Source organism: Acinetobacter shaoyimingii, from assembly GCF_011578045.1.
GTDB lineage: Bacteria > Pseudomonadota > Gammaproteobacteria > Pseudomonadales > Moraxellaceae > Acinetobacter > Acinetobacter shaoyimingii.
On record NZ_CP049801.1, the window covers coordinates 3,196,021 to 3,211,829 of the forward strand.

The 15,809-nt window shown below is 39.0% G+C and carries 14 protein-coding genes; 5 read left to right on the forward strand and 9 right to left on the reverse strand.

What is annotated here, in order from left to right; genetic code table 11:
- Nucleotides 1-37: 37 nt before the first annotated feature.
- Nucleotides 38-664: an alpha-ketoglutarate-dependent dioxygenase AlkB family protein gene (locus G8E00_RS14530; protein WP_166225742.1), complete on the reverse strand. Its 627-nt coding sequence runs from the start codon at nt 662-664 to the stop codon at nt 38-40.
- A gap of 136 nt (nt 665-800) precedes the next feature.
- On the opposite strand from G8E00_RS14530, the gene G8E00_RS14535 reads away from it, so the two are divergent.
- The gene (locus G8E00_RS14535) at nt 801-2,603 is read left to right on the forward strand and encodes an ABC transporter ATP-binding protein (protein ID WP_166225745.1); all 1,803 of its coding nucleotides are present in this window, start codon (nt 801-803) and stop codon (nt 2,601-2,603) included.
- A 15-nt stretch (nt 2,604-2,618) separates the two neighbouring features.
- Here G8E00_RS14535 and G8E00_RS14540 read toward each other — a convergent pair whose 3' ends face one another.
- The 6 genes from G8E00_RS14540 to uvrC all read right to left on the reverse strand — a co-directional run bounded on the left by G8E00_RS14540 (nt 2,619) and on the right by uvrC (nt 7,835).
- Entirely contained in the window at nt 2,619-2,999 is a 381-nt protein-coding gene (locus tag G8E00_RS14540) for a hypothetical protein (RefSeq protein WP_166225748.1), read from the reverse strand.
- A 20-nt stretch (nt 3,000-3,019) separates the two neighbouring features.
- Nucleotides 3,020-4,177, reverse strand: coding sequence for a hypothetical protein (locus G8E00_RS14545; protein ID WP_166225751.1), 1,158 nt, complete (start codon nt 4,175-4,177; stop codon nt 3,020-3,022).
- Between the two features lie 184 nt (nt 4,178-4,361).
- The gene (gene pgsA / locus G8E00_RS14550; protein ID WP_166011260.1) at nt 4,362-4,949 is read right to left on the reverse strand and encodes a CDP-diacylglycerol--glycerol-3-phosphate 3-phosphatidyltransferase; all 588 of its coding nucleotides are present in this window, start codon (nt 4,947-4,949) and stop codon (nt 4,362-4,364) included.
- A 101-nt stretch (nt 4,950-5,050) separates the two neighbouring features.
- Nucleotides 5,051-5,845: a thioesterase family protein gene (locus G8E00_RS14555; RefSeq protein WP_166225754.1), complete on the reverse strand. Its 795-nt coding sequence runs from the start codon at nt 5,843-5,845 to the stop codon at nt 5,051-5,053.
- Nucleotides 5,846-5,914: 69 nt separating this feature from the next.
- Entirely contained in the window at nt 5,915-6,043 is a 129-nt protein-coding gene (locus tag G8E00_RS16490; protein ID WP_264821249.1) for a hypothetical protein, read from the reverse strand.
- Nucleotides 6,036-7,835, reverse strand: coding sequence for an excinuclease ABC subunit UvrC (gene uvrC / locus G8E00_RS14560; RefSeq protein WP_166225756.1), 1,800 nt, complete (start codon nt 7,833-7,835; stop codon nt 6,036-6,038). The genes G8E00_RS16490 and uvrC overlap by 8 nt, the downstream gene beginning before the upstream one ends.
- Before the next feature lie 195 nt (nt 7,836-8,030).
- On the opposite strand from uvrC, the gene G8E00_RS14565 reads away from it, so the two are divergent.
- Both G8E00_RS14565 and G8E00_RS14570 read left to right on the forward strand, forming a co-directional pair.
- Entirely contained in the window at nt 8,031-9,071 is a 1,041-nt protein-coding gene (locus G8E00_RS14565; RefSeq protein WP_166225758.1) for an AAA family ATPase, read from the forward strand.
- A 27-nt stretch (nt 9,072-9,098) separates the two neighbouring features.
- Nucleotides 9,099-9,809, forward strand: a complete 711-nt coding sequence (locus tag G8E00_RS14570) for a hypothetical protein (protein WP_166225761.1) — start codon at nt 9,099-9,101, stop codon at nt 9,807-9,809.
- 126 nt (nt 9,810-9,935) lie between these two features.
- Here G8E00_RS14570 and G8E00_RS14575 read toward each other — a convergent pair whose 3' ends face one another.
- The gene (locus tag G8E00_RS14575) at nt 9,936-10,925 is read right to left on the reverse strand and encodes a hypothetical protein (RefSeq protein WP_166225764.1); all 990 of its coding nucleotides are present in this window, start codon (nt 10,923-10,925) and stop codon (nt 9,936-9,938) included.
- A 50-nt stretch (nt 10,926-10,975) separates the two neighbouring features.
- Entirely contained in the window at nt 10,976-11,920 is a 945-nt protein-coding gene (gene lpxO / locus G8E00_RS14580; protein WP_166225767.1) for a lipid A hydroxylase LpxO, read from the reverse strand.
- A 493-nt stretch (nt 11,921-12,413) separates the two neighbouring features.
- Between lpxO and fadB the strand changes: the two genes are divergently transcribed.
- Complete coding sequence (gene fadB / locus G8E00_RS14585) at nt 12,414-14,567, forward strand: fatty acid oxidation complex subunit alpha FadB (protein WP_166225770.1); 2,154 nt, start codon at nt 12,414-12,416, stop codon at nt 14,565-14,567.
- A 12-nt stretch (nt 14,568-14,579) separates the two neighbouring features.
- Nucleotides 14,580-15,752: an acetyl-CoA C-acyltransferase FadA gene (gene fadA, locus G8E00_RS14590; RefSeq protein ID WP_166225773.1), complete on the forward strand. Its 1,173-nt coding sequence runs from the start codon at nt 14,580-14,582 to the stop codon at nt 15,750-15,752.
- Nucleotides 15,753-15,809 lie beyond the last annotated feature (57 nt).

Below are 15,809 nucleotides of genomic sequence, written 5' to 3' on the forward strand. Positions count from 1 at the left end.
ATTTAGGCTTAGGGTGTGAATGAAATCTCAACAGACCTTATTCTGACGCTGGATAAAAATAACGAAAGGTCAAATTGATTCGAGGTTCAATAATCTTGGTCGATTTGGCAATCGCGTGTTTCCAATACTGCTGTGTTTGACCCCGCATCACAATCAGTTGACCACTGTGTAACAGTAAATCGGCTTTGCTGTCTTTATATTTATGCTTAAATCTAAACTTACGTGTTGCCCCAAGACTAAGTGATGCAATGAGAGTTTCACTTTTTGGTGAAATCAGCGAAGGTTCATCATCACTATGCCAACCGACTGCTTGATGACCATTTTCATATAAATTTGCCAAACAGGAATTAAACTGGTGTCCTGTGATTTGCTCTACTTGATACTTTAATTTCAGTAAATACGGATGCCAAATATGTGCTTGCTTGGCCATGCCTGAATAATGATATTGATAATGCTCATCGCCATACCAAACCACTTTACGATCAGTTTTAAAATATTGACCATGTAAAATCACTTCATCGTGTTGCCAAGCCAAATGCTGAAGAAAATATTGAAAATACGCCTCTGCCTGATCTACATCTAAAATCAGACCATAGTCCTGAACACTGCCATCACAAGGCAATATATTATCGCAGGCTTCAGGGGCAAACAATTCAAGATTCATAAAACAAAATTGATCAACAATGGAACTATATTTTAAAGGATTTCAAACACTCACCATCAAAAACATTGTATATGCTTGTGACAAAATTTATTCAAGCTTAGACTATTGAAAAATCAAGGAATAAAAATAACCAGTTATGAATTTATGGCTTTTGTTTCAAAAAATACGTCCTTTTGTTCGTCCTTATCGATTGTTGGTCATTGCCACACTTATTTTGACCTTGATTGGTTCTTTAACTGCTCAGGTCAATGCACTTACCCTGCAATATGCTGTAGATAGTATCAATAAACTCGTTGAAGCCGGTAAAGGGCTGTCTGACGGTTGGCATATCCTCATCACCATTACCGCAATTTTACTGGGCAAAGAAATATTGAATGCCTTTGTACAATTTGGGCAAAAATTCTATGGCGAGAAGCTTCGCATCATGGTGTCGCAAGATTTAGCTCAAGGTATCATTGAAAAGTTCCTCACCTATCGTCTGGCTTTTTTTAACGAAGACAACAACCAAGCTGGAAAACTGCAAACCCGTATTGACCGTGGAATTGGCTCGCTGACCCGACTGGTTCAAATCTTTTTTATCGATATTTTACCGTTATTCACTAGTGCCTTCGTTGCACTTGGTTTGATGTACTATGCCAATGTTTATGTTGGTTTGGTGGCGACCATTATTGTGCCGATTTACTTTTGGCTGACTTACAAGCAGGCACAAAAACTGGGTGGATGGCGTCGTAATCTACGTGATGGACGTGAAAAAAAGAGTCAAGGCATTCTGGGTATCATCAATTCCATTACGGTGATCAAATCCTTTAACCGTGAATCGATTGAATCCACAAAACAACTCAAACTGCAAAAAGAACTGACTGACAACCAAATGCAAACCCGTCAAATCAGTTTCTTATTTGATGGTTTAAAAACCTTTATTGAGCAGATTGGTATTGTACTGATTATTATCCTCACGGCGTATTTCGTGCTAGATGGCCAAATGAGTATTGGCATGATCATGTATCACGTGTTGTTATTTAATAACGTTTCAGCACCGATTCGCTCGCTCCATCGTATTTATGATGAAGTGAATGATGCCATGATCTATTCCGAAAGCTTCTTTAAAATTTTAGAAGCCGATGATCAAATTGAACCCTGTGGATCATTAAAACCCGAAATCAAAGGCAAATTTAACTTAAAAAATGTCGATTTCTATTACCCAAATGGTCATCACGCTTTAAAAAATATCAACATGGAAATTCGTCCCAACAAGATTACCGCCTTGGTTGGATTGTCTGGTGCGGGGAAATCGACACTCATCAGTTTATTGGATAAATTCTATGATCCACAAAGTGGTGTCATTGAACTCGATGGGGTCAATATCAATGACATTGATACCCAATATTTGCGTGATCATATCGGACTGGTTTTACAGAAAAATCATATTTTCCAAGGCACCATTTTAGACAATATCCGCTATGGCAAAATGGATGCCAGTGAAGATGAAGTCATTCAAGCTGCGCAAAAGGCATCGATTCATGAACAGATTTTGAAAATGCCTGAAGGCTATCAATCTGATGCCTTACAACTCTCTGGTGGTCAACAGCAACGTATAGCTTTGGCACGAATGTTCCTGAAAAATCCACCGATTATTTTCTTGGATGAGCCGACTGCCAGCCTTGATGCAATAGCCTCTGAACAAATCAAACAAAGTTTGGATGAAATTAAGCAAGGGCGTACGGTGATTATGATTTCACACAGTCTTTCACAAATTATTGACGCCGATTACACCTATGTGATGAAAGATGGTGCGATTGCGGAACACGGCGAACATGATCAGCTTTATCATCAAGATGGCGTGTATAAGGAGATTTTCGATGCGATGGCGAAAAGCTTAAATATTGAAAAAATTGCCCGTACCTTTGAAGATGATGCCGAAGAAGAAACGCATAGCTAAGTCTCTTTTTTTATTTTAGTCTTTAAAATGATCGAGAACATCAGCAACATGTTCTCGATATTCTTCTGAATAGGAAATCTCTAAACAGCGCATCAAATACGCTTGCATTGGTGAATTTTTATAGCCACCTAAATGCTCTTCAAGCTGTCGGTCTATATAGGCTCGTACGTGTTGTTGCGCATCAATACCATGCTGACCCAATTGAAAATATCCTCCCATCGCGATACCTGCTTCCTCACGATAGTGTTCTGCCTTGGATAGACAATATGCGATACCATAGTTGTGCAAATATTCTTGAGCTGACTTTTGATGATGATCCATATCATCGGATTCGCTGGCATATGTAGTCATACAGATGAAAAATGCCAAAAACGCTACATATTGGGAAATAGGCATCTCAATCATCCTGTCAATGATCAGATAATTTTCGAGATTAATCTCGCCTCTAAAAGCAAGGTTTCATTGCCCTCTGCATCTAACTCCAGCAAATGCTGACCATTGGAATACAGAATACGCCCATCTTTTAATGCAAAACTCATGACACCTTTTTTCACTGTGACCTGCTCACCAGAAGGCGTCAATTTTATAAGCTTCCATGTTTCAGGAATCACACCAGGGAATTTCTCTCCTGCCTGCTTATTTTTTTCTAAGGTTTGTTGTGCCTTAATGAGATTTCCCTCAACAAAAAGTTCCTCTTCTGTTTTTTGACGGGCTTTGGCAGGATTTGCACCCGAAGTCCGCTTTAAAGATTCCCCTGTATAACGCTGCGTAAAGAAGTCTAGCCAACCGACAATCGCTTTAATGATCTTTACAGGTGCCAGTAATATATTTTTCAAGAAACTAAAGAAATCTTCTTTGTAAAACGCACTATTATAAGGTCGTTGAATAAAAAACAAATTGCCTGCACGATCCATCTGAGGCTTGAAAAAATCAAATTTCGGATCTGAAATAATGGTTTCTAGATCTCCATTTGTCATATTCAGCTTATTGATTTCCTTTGGCCCTAGAGTCACATCATACGTATAAGACAAACCACAAGAGTCATAATAAATTTCATCAGTATTGAGTGGATTGAAAATAGGATTCGAATCTAAACTTTCACCTTCAGTAATGAACTGAGTACGGTTAGCATCAAGGGCTAAAATACATAAATGACGTTCAACTTGATATTCTTGGCTTGCCGATAAAACCAAACGACGATTCACTGAATCAATATGCATTGAATCTACAACAAATTCGTTTTTACGCAATACTAAACCTTCAGGATCATTGAGCTGATCAATCGGTTTCATTTGTATGGCTGTTCCACCTTGTAAATGCGCACTATAGACCACATTTTTGTCATCCAAATACACGACATCTGTCAGTGATATATCGGATAAATCAAGTTCAGCCTCTGCGCCATTTAAACCCATAAACTGGGCACCAGCACCTTGAGATTTCCACTGTTTACGTTGCTTGATTTCAGCAAGATTTTTCTTATATTGATCAATTGCTTGACAAGGTATAGAAATCGATTTTGTTTGATCAAAACAATATAACTGTTGTTGGGATAAGTAAAAAATTCGCGACATTCAGGTTTTTCCTATTTTTATCAATATTTTTGTCTTTAATCAGAACACGTGTTAAGTACGATTGAATTTATATTTTTAATCTTATGCCACATTTTATACGTTTCATGCTGTCTTTAAAACCAACAAATAAAAAAGCTTTTACCCGCAGATAAAAGCTTTTTATTTCAAAAGAACCATTAAAATTTTAAGGTTGTTTTAAATATGGCCATGCTGCTTTTAAATAAATGATCATCGACCATAATGTCAAAATCACAGCCGTATACAGCAGTGCATAAGCCAAAAGTTCGAGTGGTTGCCAGTTTAGCAAGAACACAGAAATCGCAATCATTTGAAAGGCAGTTTTATATTTACCTACAGTCGATACTGCAACATTTGTTCGTGCACCCAATTCTGCCATCCACTCACGCAAAGCCGAAACGGTAATTTCACGTGAAATGATCACAATTGCAGCAAATGCCATTGAAATGCTGGGTTGCCATTGCACTAAAACAATCAATGCAGCTGCAACCATCAATTTATCTGCAACTGGATCTAAAAAACGACCAAAAGCAGACGTTTGATTGAGTGTTCTTGCTAAATACCCATCAAACCAATCCGTTACAGCAGCAATAATAAAAATGGCTGTTAAAATCATATGACGCGTCATACTACCCGTATGACCGCCCACACCAATCGCTGGTGGCCAGTAAGCAATAATTAAAAATACTGGAATTAACGCAATACGAGCTAGCGTCAAGATATTTGGAATATTCAGGATTCGACCTGTTGACATAGACACCGCCAGTTTGTCCCCTATTGCTTACACAGCAATATATAACTTGAGCTTTAATATTTGAATAAGGCTACTTTAAACGATTCAAGGTCGACTGTCGACTAGCCAAAAATAGTCACTGTTTGCCTTGAAATGGCTATGAGTCGGTTATTCTTATCCCAAACATGAGCATATTCAGTTGCATACCCATGTGCTGCATGATCTGTAAAGACTTTGTATTTAAACCAATCTAAACGCCTATAATCGATCTCTTCTAATAAAGTCACATGCCAAGTCAGTGAACTTCCCGGTGCAGGCACTTTCATGATAGAGAATGCACCTGCTGGCCAAATGTCTAAAAGCATAAGAAAATCTTTTGCTTTCATGGCTGAATTGTCATATTGCGATGCATCAAATCTAAACCATCCACCAAAATCAGGGTCTGCACTTCCTGAACAGGGATAGCCACCTTCCGCCCATGCCAACTGAAAGTTTTGATAGCACTGCGGCATCATTTTATTGTGCTCAACAATAAATAAATCTTCAACAGGAGGGTAATCTGGCGCTGGACGTTCTTGATTTACCACCAGTTTAGATTCACGTTCTAAGCCAAAGCTCGCCATTAAAATACTAAGTACTGCATCATCTTGCCAAAGGCGGGCTTCAACCGTAGTCACAGACTTACCTTGACGGAGTATTTCAACAGTCAATTTCACTGGTTTTTCTTGGACTGGTCCAACAAAGGTCACACTAACACTGAGTAATCGTTTAGCAGGATCATTCACTGCAAGTACAGCTTTGTGCAACATCATGGCTGTGCTTAAGCCCCCGTAAATGGTACGCCCTTGTAACCATCCTTTAGGAATATCGACCCATTCTTGATGTTCAATATCATGAAATAATTGTTCTAATGACATGATCTACTCTGATTTTTTAATATGCATAGATCATGAAGGGTTTTTAGATAGGGATAAATGATCGATGACTCATGGGTCAATGATCATTTTGGCAACTCCAATAAACAACACATGTTCAATATAAAAATATTGCTCCTTCTTTTCTAAAGAAGCAAAGAACAATAATGAATATTCTCGGTTAAATAAAGAATCATTCATGTAGCACTTTATAGATGGTTCGCGCCATGACATCACCTAAGCCGGGTACCAGTTTTAAATCATTTTCTGAAGCTTTAAGTACACCTTGAATCCCACCAAAATGTGTTAGCAAATCACGGCGGCGTTTAGGACCTAAGCCCGGTATAGCTTCTAGTACTGACTGCCCACGGCGTTTATCGCGTTTCGCTCGATGTTTAGTAATTGCAAAACGGTGTGCTTCATCTCGTACTTGTTGAATCAGATGTAAGGCCTTATGGTCTTCAGGCAGTTGAATTTTGGTGCCATCAGTAAAGTGTAAGGTTTCTAAACCGGGTTTGCGCCCTTCGCCTTTAGAGACTCCGACCATAAAGGCATCCAGACCCAAATCATTCATAACGTCCATTGCCATATGTAATTGACCTTTACCGCCGTCAATGAGCAACAGATCGGGAAGCATGGCCTTTTTATAACGGCGGGTTAATGCTTGACGCATGGCGGCATAATCATCGCCACCCGTGATATCTTCAATGGCAAATTGGCGATAATCTCGTTTCCGAATACCTCCACTGTCAAAGACCACACAAGAGGCTATGGTCGCTTCCCCCATGGTATGAGAAATATCAAAACATTCGATCCGATCAATCGGACGACCGACCACTTCTTCAAGCTGATGGAAACGCTCATTCAGTTCAAAATGGTTCGCCAACTGTCCTTTAATCGCATGTTGCACATTCATATTGGCGAGTTCGAGCCATTCGGCACGGGTTTCTCGCACCTTGTGTTTAATCTGAACTTTCTTTTCAAACTGCTGATACAAAGCATCTTGTAACTGTTCGGTATCTGGCAATGCCACGTTGATGATTAACTCTGAAGGCACTTCATCGGCAACTTGGAAATAAAAGTTTGCCATAAAGTCAGCGAGCATTTGCCCCAAATCATCCCCTTGCATATCGGGGAAATAACTTTTGCCACCGAGCATTTTGCCATTACGCACATGCATAATCTGCACACAAGTGACCCCAGCCTGATGTGCAATGGCGAGAATATCCGCCTCACCTTTGACTTTATAAATGGCTTGTTGGGTTTGCACATCACGAAGTAATGCCATGCGGTCACGGAAAAATACCGCTTTTTCAAACTCCAAAGCTTCTGCCGCAGCTTCCATTTTGGCAATCAGCTCTTGATTCAACTCTTTGGTATCGCCTTGTAGAAAACGAATCGAGTTATCCACATCTTCTTTATAGTCCTGTGGAGAAATCAAACCGACACAGGGAGCTGAACATCGTTTAATTTGATATTGCAAACACGGTCTTTTGCGTTGTGAAAAATAACTGTTTTCACATTGGCGCACATTAAATAGCTTTTGTAAGACCAACAACGTATCACGGGCGTTATAGGCACTTGGGTAAGGACCAAAAAACTTACCTGCCTGATGTTTGCCCTTGCCTCGACCACTGGCAATACGTGGATAAGGTTTATCTGCGGAAACAAAGATATAGACGTAGGATTTATCATCCCGCAGCATAATGTTATACGGCGGACGATGAAGTTTAATCAGGTTTTGTTCAAGCAATAAGGCTTCGGTTTCCGAGCGTACCACCAAGGTTTCGATGTCATAAATCCGTGCCACCAGAGCTTGTGTTTTAGGATGCTCAATGGTTTTCACAAAATAACTCGACACACGATTTTTCAGATTTTTAGCTTTACCCACATACAGTAGCTCACCCTCTTTACCCAACATACGGTATACACCGGGTAAAGTGGTCATATTGGCTAAGATCTTTTCAATATTTTCTCGTGCGTTTTCGTTCACTGGTTGCCTTGGTCATACTGATACCTGAGTCTTAGCATAATGTGATGGTTATTCATGCATTTTCAAGCAATTTAATGGGTTTATTCGCATCAAAATATTCCAACGATCAAATCATTGCTAAAAGCTATAAATCATTTTGCCAGTTTTTGTTATGCTCAGATGAGCAATCTCTAAAAGCATATAAGAGCGAAACGGATGACCAGCAACCCAGCGATTCATATTGTGAAACCCAGTACATCGACACACTCTGCATCAGAAAAAGATCGTTTGATTGGCAAATCCCGTTTTCATTTCGACCCCGCTCAAGTCATGGATTTACTGCGTGAACGTATAATTGGACAAGACAAAGCATTGGCTGAAATTGAAAAAATGCTGAATGTGGTGAAAGCCGATTTTTCCAGTCCAGATCGTCCCCTCTCTGTGACTTTAATGCTTGGCCCTACAGGTGTTGGAAAAACTGAAACTGTACGTTTAATTTCAGAAGCGATCTATGGTCGTACGGATGCCTTTTGCCGTATCGATATGAATACTTTGGCACAAGAACATTATGCCGCAGCAATTACAGGCGCACCTCCGGGTTATGTCGGTTCAAAAGAAGGTCATAGCCTGTTTGATGAAACCGCCATTGCAGGAACGCATACTCGTCCAGGCATTGTGCTTTTTGATGAATTGGAGAAAGCCTCAACTGAAGTGATTCGAGGACTGATGAATGTCTTAGATACTGGAAAACTCACGCTAACATCAGGAACAAAAACCATCGACTTCACCAATTGCATGATTTTTATGACCAGTAATGTCGGTGCGCAAGCGGCTCAGCAATATTTAGATAAATTGAATTTTCTACCGAAGAGAATGCAAGATTTGTGTCTAAAACGTGTGCCGACCAAAACCATTATTGAAAAAGTCATGCATCGCAAATTTGATCCTGAGTTTTTAAACCGTATTGATCGAACACTGCATTATAAGGCGGTGCAGGATGATGCCTTACCAAGATTGGTTGAGATTGAACTGACTAAATTAAATCAACGCTTACAACATCAAAAACGTAGCGTGCACTTGACCGATGCAGCCAAAGCCCATTTTTACCAAGACCATGATATTCGTTTTGGCGCACGTCATTTGGCGAGAAAAATGCGAACTGAATTAGAGCCGATTATTGCTGTTTATTTTCTACAAAATCCCGATCTAAGTAACCTACAGCTCGATTACTTTGGCAATGAATTTGTCGTAAAATAAGGCATTGATACAAAAGAATAATGAAAAATGTACTATTGGAATCAAGATAACTTTACTGGACTTAAACACATTTACGATCATTTTAAAAATGATGCATATTTTGCTTTATATGCAGAATATTGTCATTTTAGAGAATCAGGATTAAGAAAAGTTGCTTTTCAAAAGCTCAAACAGTTTATTCAACACTGTGAAAGCTTAGATATGAAGGTTCAGCAACATATCGTGATCACGTTAATTGAGCTGATTTACAATCACAGTGCTATACATCAACTTATTTCAGATCCCTTAAAGCATTATTTGATCAAAGTATTCTCAGAATGGCAAGCAACTGAGCCTCATGATGTTTTGACTTACCAATGGTTGGGTTATTTGTGTTACGAAATAGAATATTACCAAAAGGCATTAGAGCTGGATCCGAATAACCAATTTTGTTTAATCAAACTGGCACAATTTCATTTAGATAAAATTGATTGGCAGACGCATCACTTGCATGAATCTTTTTTGATTGGCGAACTTGAACACGCTTATGAACATTTAGGCCTTGCTCAATCTTTATTAGAAAAAATTAAACCATCAGACCAAAAACAGAAACTTGAAATTGATTATCGCTACTATGACACTTTACTACATACTTGGGAAAACTATAAAAACAACAATGCTAAAATTTCATTTAGTGATTGGTGTGATCAATATCAAATTGATTTTCATGAATATATGACTTTTTATTATTCAAAATAGATTCACTATCAATAAGTCTCTTTTGAACGTCATATCTTCAATGATCTTAGCTATAAATAAATTCTTAAGAGAATCATATATAACGATAAATTTTAACTTTTATAAGAAGTCTAATTTAAAATAAACTTACTGTATAAAAGGTTCCATTAACCATTTTATCACTTTTTGTTTTTCTGTTTTTTTCCTTAATCCAGTAATTTTGATGCTTTCCCAATCAAAGCAATAACCTGATTTTTCTAAAATTTTCAACCAAACAGGAAATTTAAGTACTCCAAAATCAGAAAAAATAGGAAGTTCGAAATCATTTTTTAAATAATGATACGCAAGGCGTTCATGATAAAGATGGTTGAATTGCTTATGAGATAAACTCACTTCCCAATTAAATTGGTGATCATCTTGTAATTCTAAATACGCATATCCTGCATTTTCTGCAAGATCGATCCAAATCGTCACTCCCCAATCATTCATAGGCAAGTCGATATCTAAGTGCGTTTTCCACGCAAAACTTTCACTACTTCTACGTTTTTCATTTATATTTTCAACGAGTTGATTAACTAGGGAACGAGCATCTAATGAAAATATATCTTCACCGTATTGATTTATCATTTTTTCACAAAACAAACAAAAGATTCTGGAATCACTTGATTGGAAAACTGCATATTGTTGATTTAATAGTTTTTCCAAGAAAATGGCTTGATGTGCAGGATTAAACAATGCAAGCAATCCCATCGCCCAAACTTTTAAGCCAATAATGTGATTATCGAGACAATAAAATTCATGTTTACTCATATAATCTAAATATTCTAAAGCATATTTTGAAAAATCTTGATTTTCTTTAAAAAAATCTAATTTTTTAAAATATCCTCTTATAGAGGTAAAGTTATTGAATCTATTGTAAAGCTTACTCAACGCATGATATTCAGAATACGAGTTTTCTTTTTTATCTATTGAAAACTGATCAAAACCATAAATGAATAATTTTTCTAATGCTTTTAATTGCGAATAATCATCACTAATTTCACTAAGTGATTTGCGATAAGCTTCTACGCATAAAGCATAGTTTTTCTGTGTGACTTTGGCTAAAGGGTCTAAGTTTTCTCGATTATTTTTAGTCATTATTTTTCTCTTTAAAAAATTAGAAAACGCCTTTTCAGGCGCTTTTAAATTTAGAACAGTTTTTGAAAGAAAGCGATGATTTGTGGCATATACGGACGAATAAAAATCAGGAAGAAAATGCCCAACATCAAGAACCACTTTAAGAAATAATACAGTGGGCGATTGGATGCTTTGAGTGCCTTCGCTTTAATACGGATTTTATACACATAACCAAAGACTTTGTTTAAACCACCCGTCTGATCACCTGCTTCATTCGGTGAGCTTGCAGCCGTCATCACATTTTTACCAAACCAATGATTAAAACGTTGCATGATTTTTGATTTTAAAGGACGTTCTACATCGGCAAAGAAAATAATACGGTTTTGCTCTGTAGTATTTTCAGCATAGTGAATATAAGTTTCATCAAACACCACACTTTCCCCATCACGCCAAGAATATTTCTTTCCATCGACATCAATAAAACAACGATCATCATTCGGTGTCATGAGACCTAAGTGATAACGTAATGATCCTGCATAGGGATCCCGATGACGAACCAAACGGCTATTTGGCGCAAGCTCAGTAAACATGGCTGCTTTAATACTAGGTAAGGTTTTTAACAATGCTGTTGTTTTTGGACAAAGTTCTGCCGCAGATGGATGTGCCGAGTCATACCATTTCAGATAAAATCGTTTCCAACCTGTTTTAAAAAATGAGTTAAATCCTAGGTCATCATAAGTGCTCGATGCCTTAATGCCACCTTGAGCATACAAAGCTTGAGCTTCATCACGAATCATTTCCCAATGTTCATCAAGCACTTTTAAATCTTGAAATGCTTGCGTTTCGATATAAGGCTGATTTGGTACTTTAGAGAACAAATACATCAAAAAATTGATGGGAGCAAGGAGTGTTGAATGGTCAAAAAATTGACGGTAAAACGAATGTCTAACTTTACCACGATGCTGAATATATACTGCCGAAACTACAAATATCGCTAAAACAATCCACTTAAACATGTCGGAACTCTAAATTTCAGACGTTTATAAGCCGCTATAAACGAGTTAAATTAAAAAGACTATGTAGAAAATTTTAGCAAAAAATGTCTTAAAAATAAGCTACCCACAGGCTTAAAGTCGATTATTTAATGAATAAATTCGTTAGAAAAACCATGAATAATAGACCAATTGACTTTGGTGACAAAAAAATCTCTTTGGTCTAGCTTGTAATTGCACCTATTTTTCCCCTATAACTGAATATCGGATTTTATAGAATCTCAATTGAAACAAAAACTTCATTAAAATTTTATCCGATACAAGATTCTCAATATTGCGATTGCTTTTGGTCATCGAGAAAAAAATAGATGACCCTTGCGTCACGGCTTGATACAACTTGTTATGTTCTTTTTGGATATAGTTATCGTAAGATTAGCGAAGCATTAGTGTGCGCGGGAAATGCGTACTCGCTTCACAACATCAACTTAGAAGTCCTCCAAAAAAAGGAGATCAGGGCATGATCCACGCTGGCAATGCCATTACCGTCCAAATGCTTTCGGACGGAATTGCAGAATTCCGCTTTGACTTACAAGGTGAGTCGGTTAATAAATTCAACCGTGCAACGATTGAAGACTTTAAAGCTGCAATTGAGGCTGTAAAAGCTGACAATTCTGTAAAAGGTTTAATCGTAACATCGGGCAAATCAACATTTATTGTTGGTGCAGATATTACTGAATTCGGTGAAAACTTCACTCAAGGTGAAAAGGCGATTGTAGATTGGGCAATGCCTGTTCATGACATCTTCAATGCGTTCGAAGATTTAGAAATCCCTAAAGTTGCTGCGATCAATGGTATTGCATTGGGCGGTGGCTTTGAAATGTGTATGGTTTGTGACTACCGTGTGATGTCAGAAGCTGCAGTTGTTGGTCTACCAGAAGTGAAGCTTGGGATCATCCCTGGTTTCGGTGGTACGGTTCGTTTAAGTCGTGTCATTGGTATCGACAATGCGGTTGAATGGATTGCGACATCTGCAAACAAAAAACCTGCTGCTGCATTAAAAGATGGTGCTGTAGATGCAGTTGTTCCTGCTGACAAACTCAATGATGCAGCGATTGACCTTGTAAAACAAGCAATCTCTGGTCGTTTGGACTGGAAAGCAAAACGTCAAGAAAAATTAGAGCCTGTTAAACTCGACATGCTTGAACAAATGATGGCGTTTAACTCATCTAAAGGTGTGGTTCTTGCGAAAGCAAATCCAGCGCAATATCCTGCGCCAAAATTATTGCTTGATTCGATGCAAGCAGGTGCAAGTTTAGACCGTGCTGGCGCACTTCGCCAAGAAGCTGAACACTTTGCAAAAGCTGCGATTACACCACAATCTGGTGCATTGATCGGTTTATTCTTAAACGATCAAGTGGTGAAGAAAACCACCAAGAAATATGAAAAAGGTGCTCATCCTGTCAACCAAGCTGCTGTACTTGGTGCAGGCATCATGGGTGGTGGTATTGCTTACCAAGCGGCAAGCAAAGGCACACCAATTATCATGAAAGATATTGGTAACCCTCAATTGGCATTGGGTATGTCTGAAGCGAACACCTTGTTGACCAAACAAGTTGAACGCAAAAAGATGAAGCCTGCGCAAATGGGTGAAACACTTGCTCGTATCCGTCCTACTTTAAGCTATGACGAATTTAGAGAAGTAGACATCGTGATTGAAGCGGTGACTGAAAATCCTAAGATCAAAGAAGCGGTTCTTGCGGACACTGAAAAAGCAGTTCGTGACAATACGATCATTGCATCGAACACATCGACCATTTCAATCACACGTTTAGCGAAAGCATTACAACGTCCTGAGAACTTTGTCGGTATGCACTTCTTTAACCCAGTTCACATGATGCCATTGGTAGAAGTGATTCGTGGTGAAAAGACTTCTGATGAAGCGATTGCAACCACTGTTGTTCTTGCTCAAAAAATGGGTAAAACACCAATCGTTGTAAACGACTGCCCAGGATTCTTGGTCAACCGTGTATTGTTCCCTTACTTCGGTGCGTTCGACCTTCTACTTAAAGATGGTGCGGATTTCCAACAAATCGATAAAGTCATGGAACGTTTCGGCTGGCCGATGGGTCCTGCTTACTTGATGGACGTTGTGGGTATTGATACTGGCGTTCACGGTGCAGAAGTGATGGCTGAAGGTTTCCCTGACCGTATGAAGCCTGATTACAAAGGTTCTATTCAAACCATGTATGAAGCAAAACGTTTGGGTCAAAAGAACGACGTTGGTTTCTACAAGTATGTCTTGGACAAAAAAGGCAAGAAAGCCAAAACTGTTGATCCAACAGCTTATGACGTGATTGCTCCAGTTGTAACTGGCGAAAAACGCGAATTTGATGCTCAAGAAATCATTGATCGTATGATGCTTGCATTCTGTAACGAGACTGTTCGTTGCTTAGAAGACAACATCGTAGCGACTGCTGCTGAAGCAGATATGGCAATGATTATGGGTGTTGGCTTCCCTCCATTCCGTGGTGGTCCAGCGCGTTATATCGACCAAACAGGTGTTGCTGAATACGTTGCGCTTTGCAACAAATATGCACACTTAGGTAAAGCATACGAAGCGCCACAATTGTTGAAAGACATGGCTGCTAACAACAAAAAATTCTACGGTTAAGGAGCAACGTGAATGGCTAATTTAAATCCACGTGACGTTGTCATCGTTGATGGCGTACGTTCAGCAATGGGTAAAACCAAAAACGGTATGTTCCGTAACGTCCGTGCCGACAATTTATCTGCTGAACTCGTTCGTGCATTGGTTGCTCGTAACCAGTTTGATACGAATGAAGTTGAAGATGTCATCTGGGGTTGTGTAAACCAAACTCTAGAGCAAGGAATGAACATTGGTCGTAACATTGTGTTATTGGCCGATTTACCAAAAACTGTTGCAGGTCAAACGGTAAACCGTCTTTGTGGTTCGTCTATGCAAGCAATTCATACTGCTGCGGCGCAAATTGCGACCAACCAAGGTGATGTGTTCATCATCGGTGGTGTTGAGCATATGGGTCACGTTGGCATGATGCATGGTATTGATCTCAACCCGCAAGCGTCTAAGCATTATGCTAAAGCATCTAACATGATGGGCTTAACGGCTGAAATGCTCGGTCGTATGAACGGTATTACCCGTGAAGAGCAAGATGCGTTTGGTGTTGAATCTCACCGTCGTGCTTGGGCTGCAACTGAAGCAGGTCGTTTCAAAAACGAAATCATTGGCGTTGAAGGTCATGATGCTGAAGGTAAACTGCAACTTTGCGATATCGATGAAGTGATTCGTCCAGATGCTAACCTTGAAGCATTTAAAGCTTTACGTCCTGTGTTTGATCCTAAAGGTGGTTCAGTAACTGCTGCAACATCATCTGCTTTGTCTGATGGTGCTTCTGCAATGCTCTTGATGTCTGCTGAACGTGCTCAAGCTTTAGGTCTTAAGCCACGTGCTGTGATTCGCTCTATGGCGGTTGCAGGTTGTGATGCTGCGATCATGGGTTATGGTCCTGTACCTGCAACTCAAAAAGCGCTTAAACGTGCTGGCTTAACGATTAATGACATTCAAACGATCGAGTTAAATGAAGCGTTTGCTGCTCAGGGTCTTTCAGTTATGAAAGGTTTGGGCATCTATGACAAGCAAGACATCATTAACTTGAACGGTGGTGCAATTGCACTGGGTCACCCATTGGGTTGTTCAGGTGCGCGTATCACAACAACCTTGTTGAATGTGATGGAACAACAAGATACTCAAATTGGTCTTGCGACCATGTGTATTGGTTTGGGTCAAGGTATTGCAACAATCATCGAACGTGTTTAATTCTTAAATACTTCGATAAAAAGAAACCCCGCTTATTGCGGGGTTTTTTATTAAATT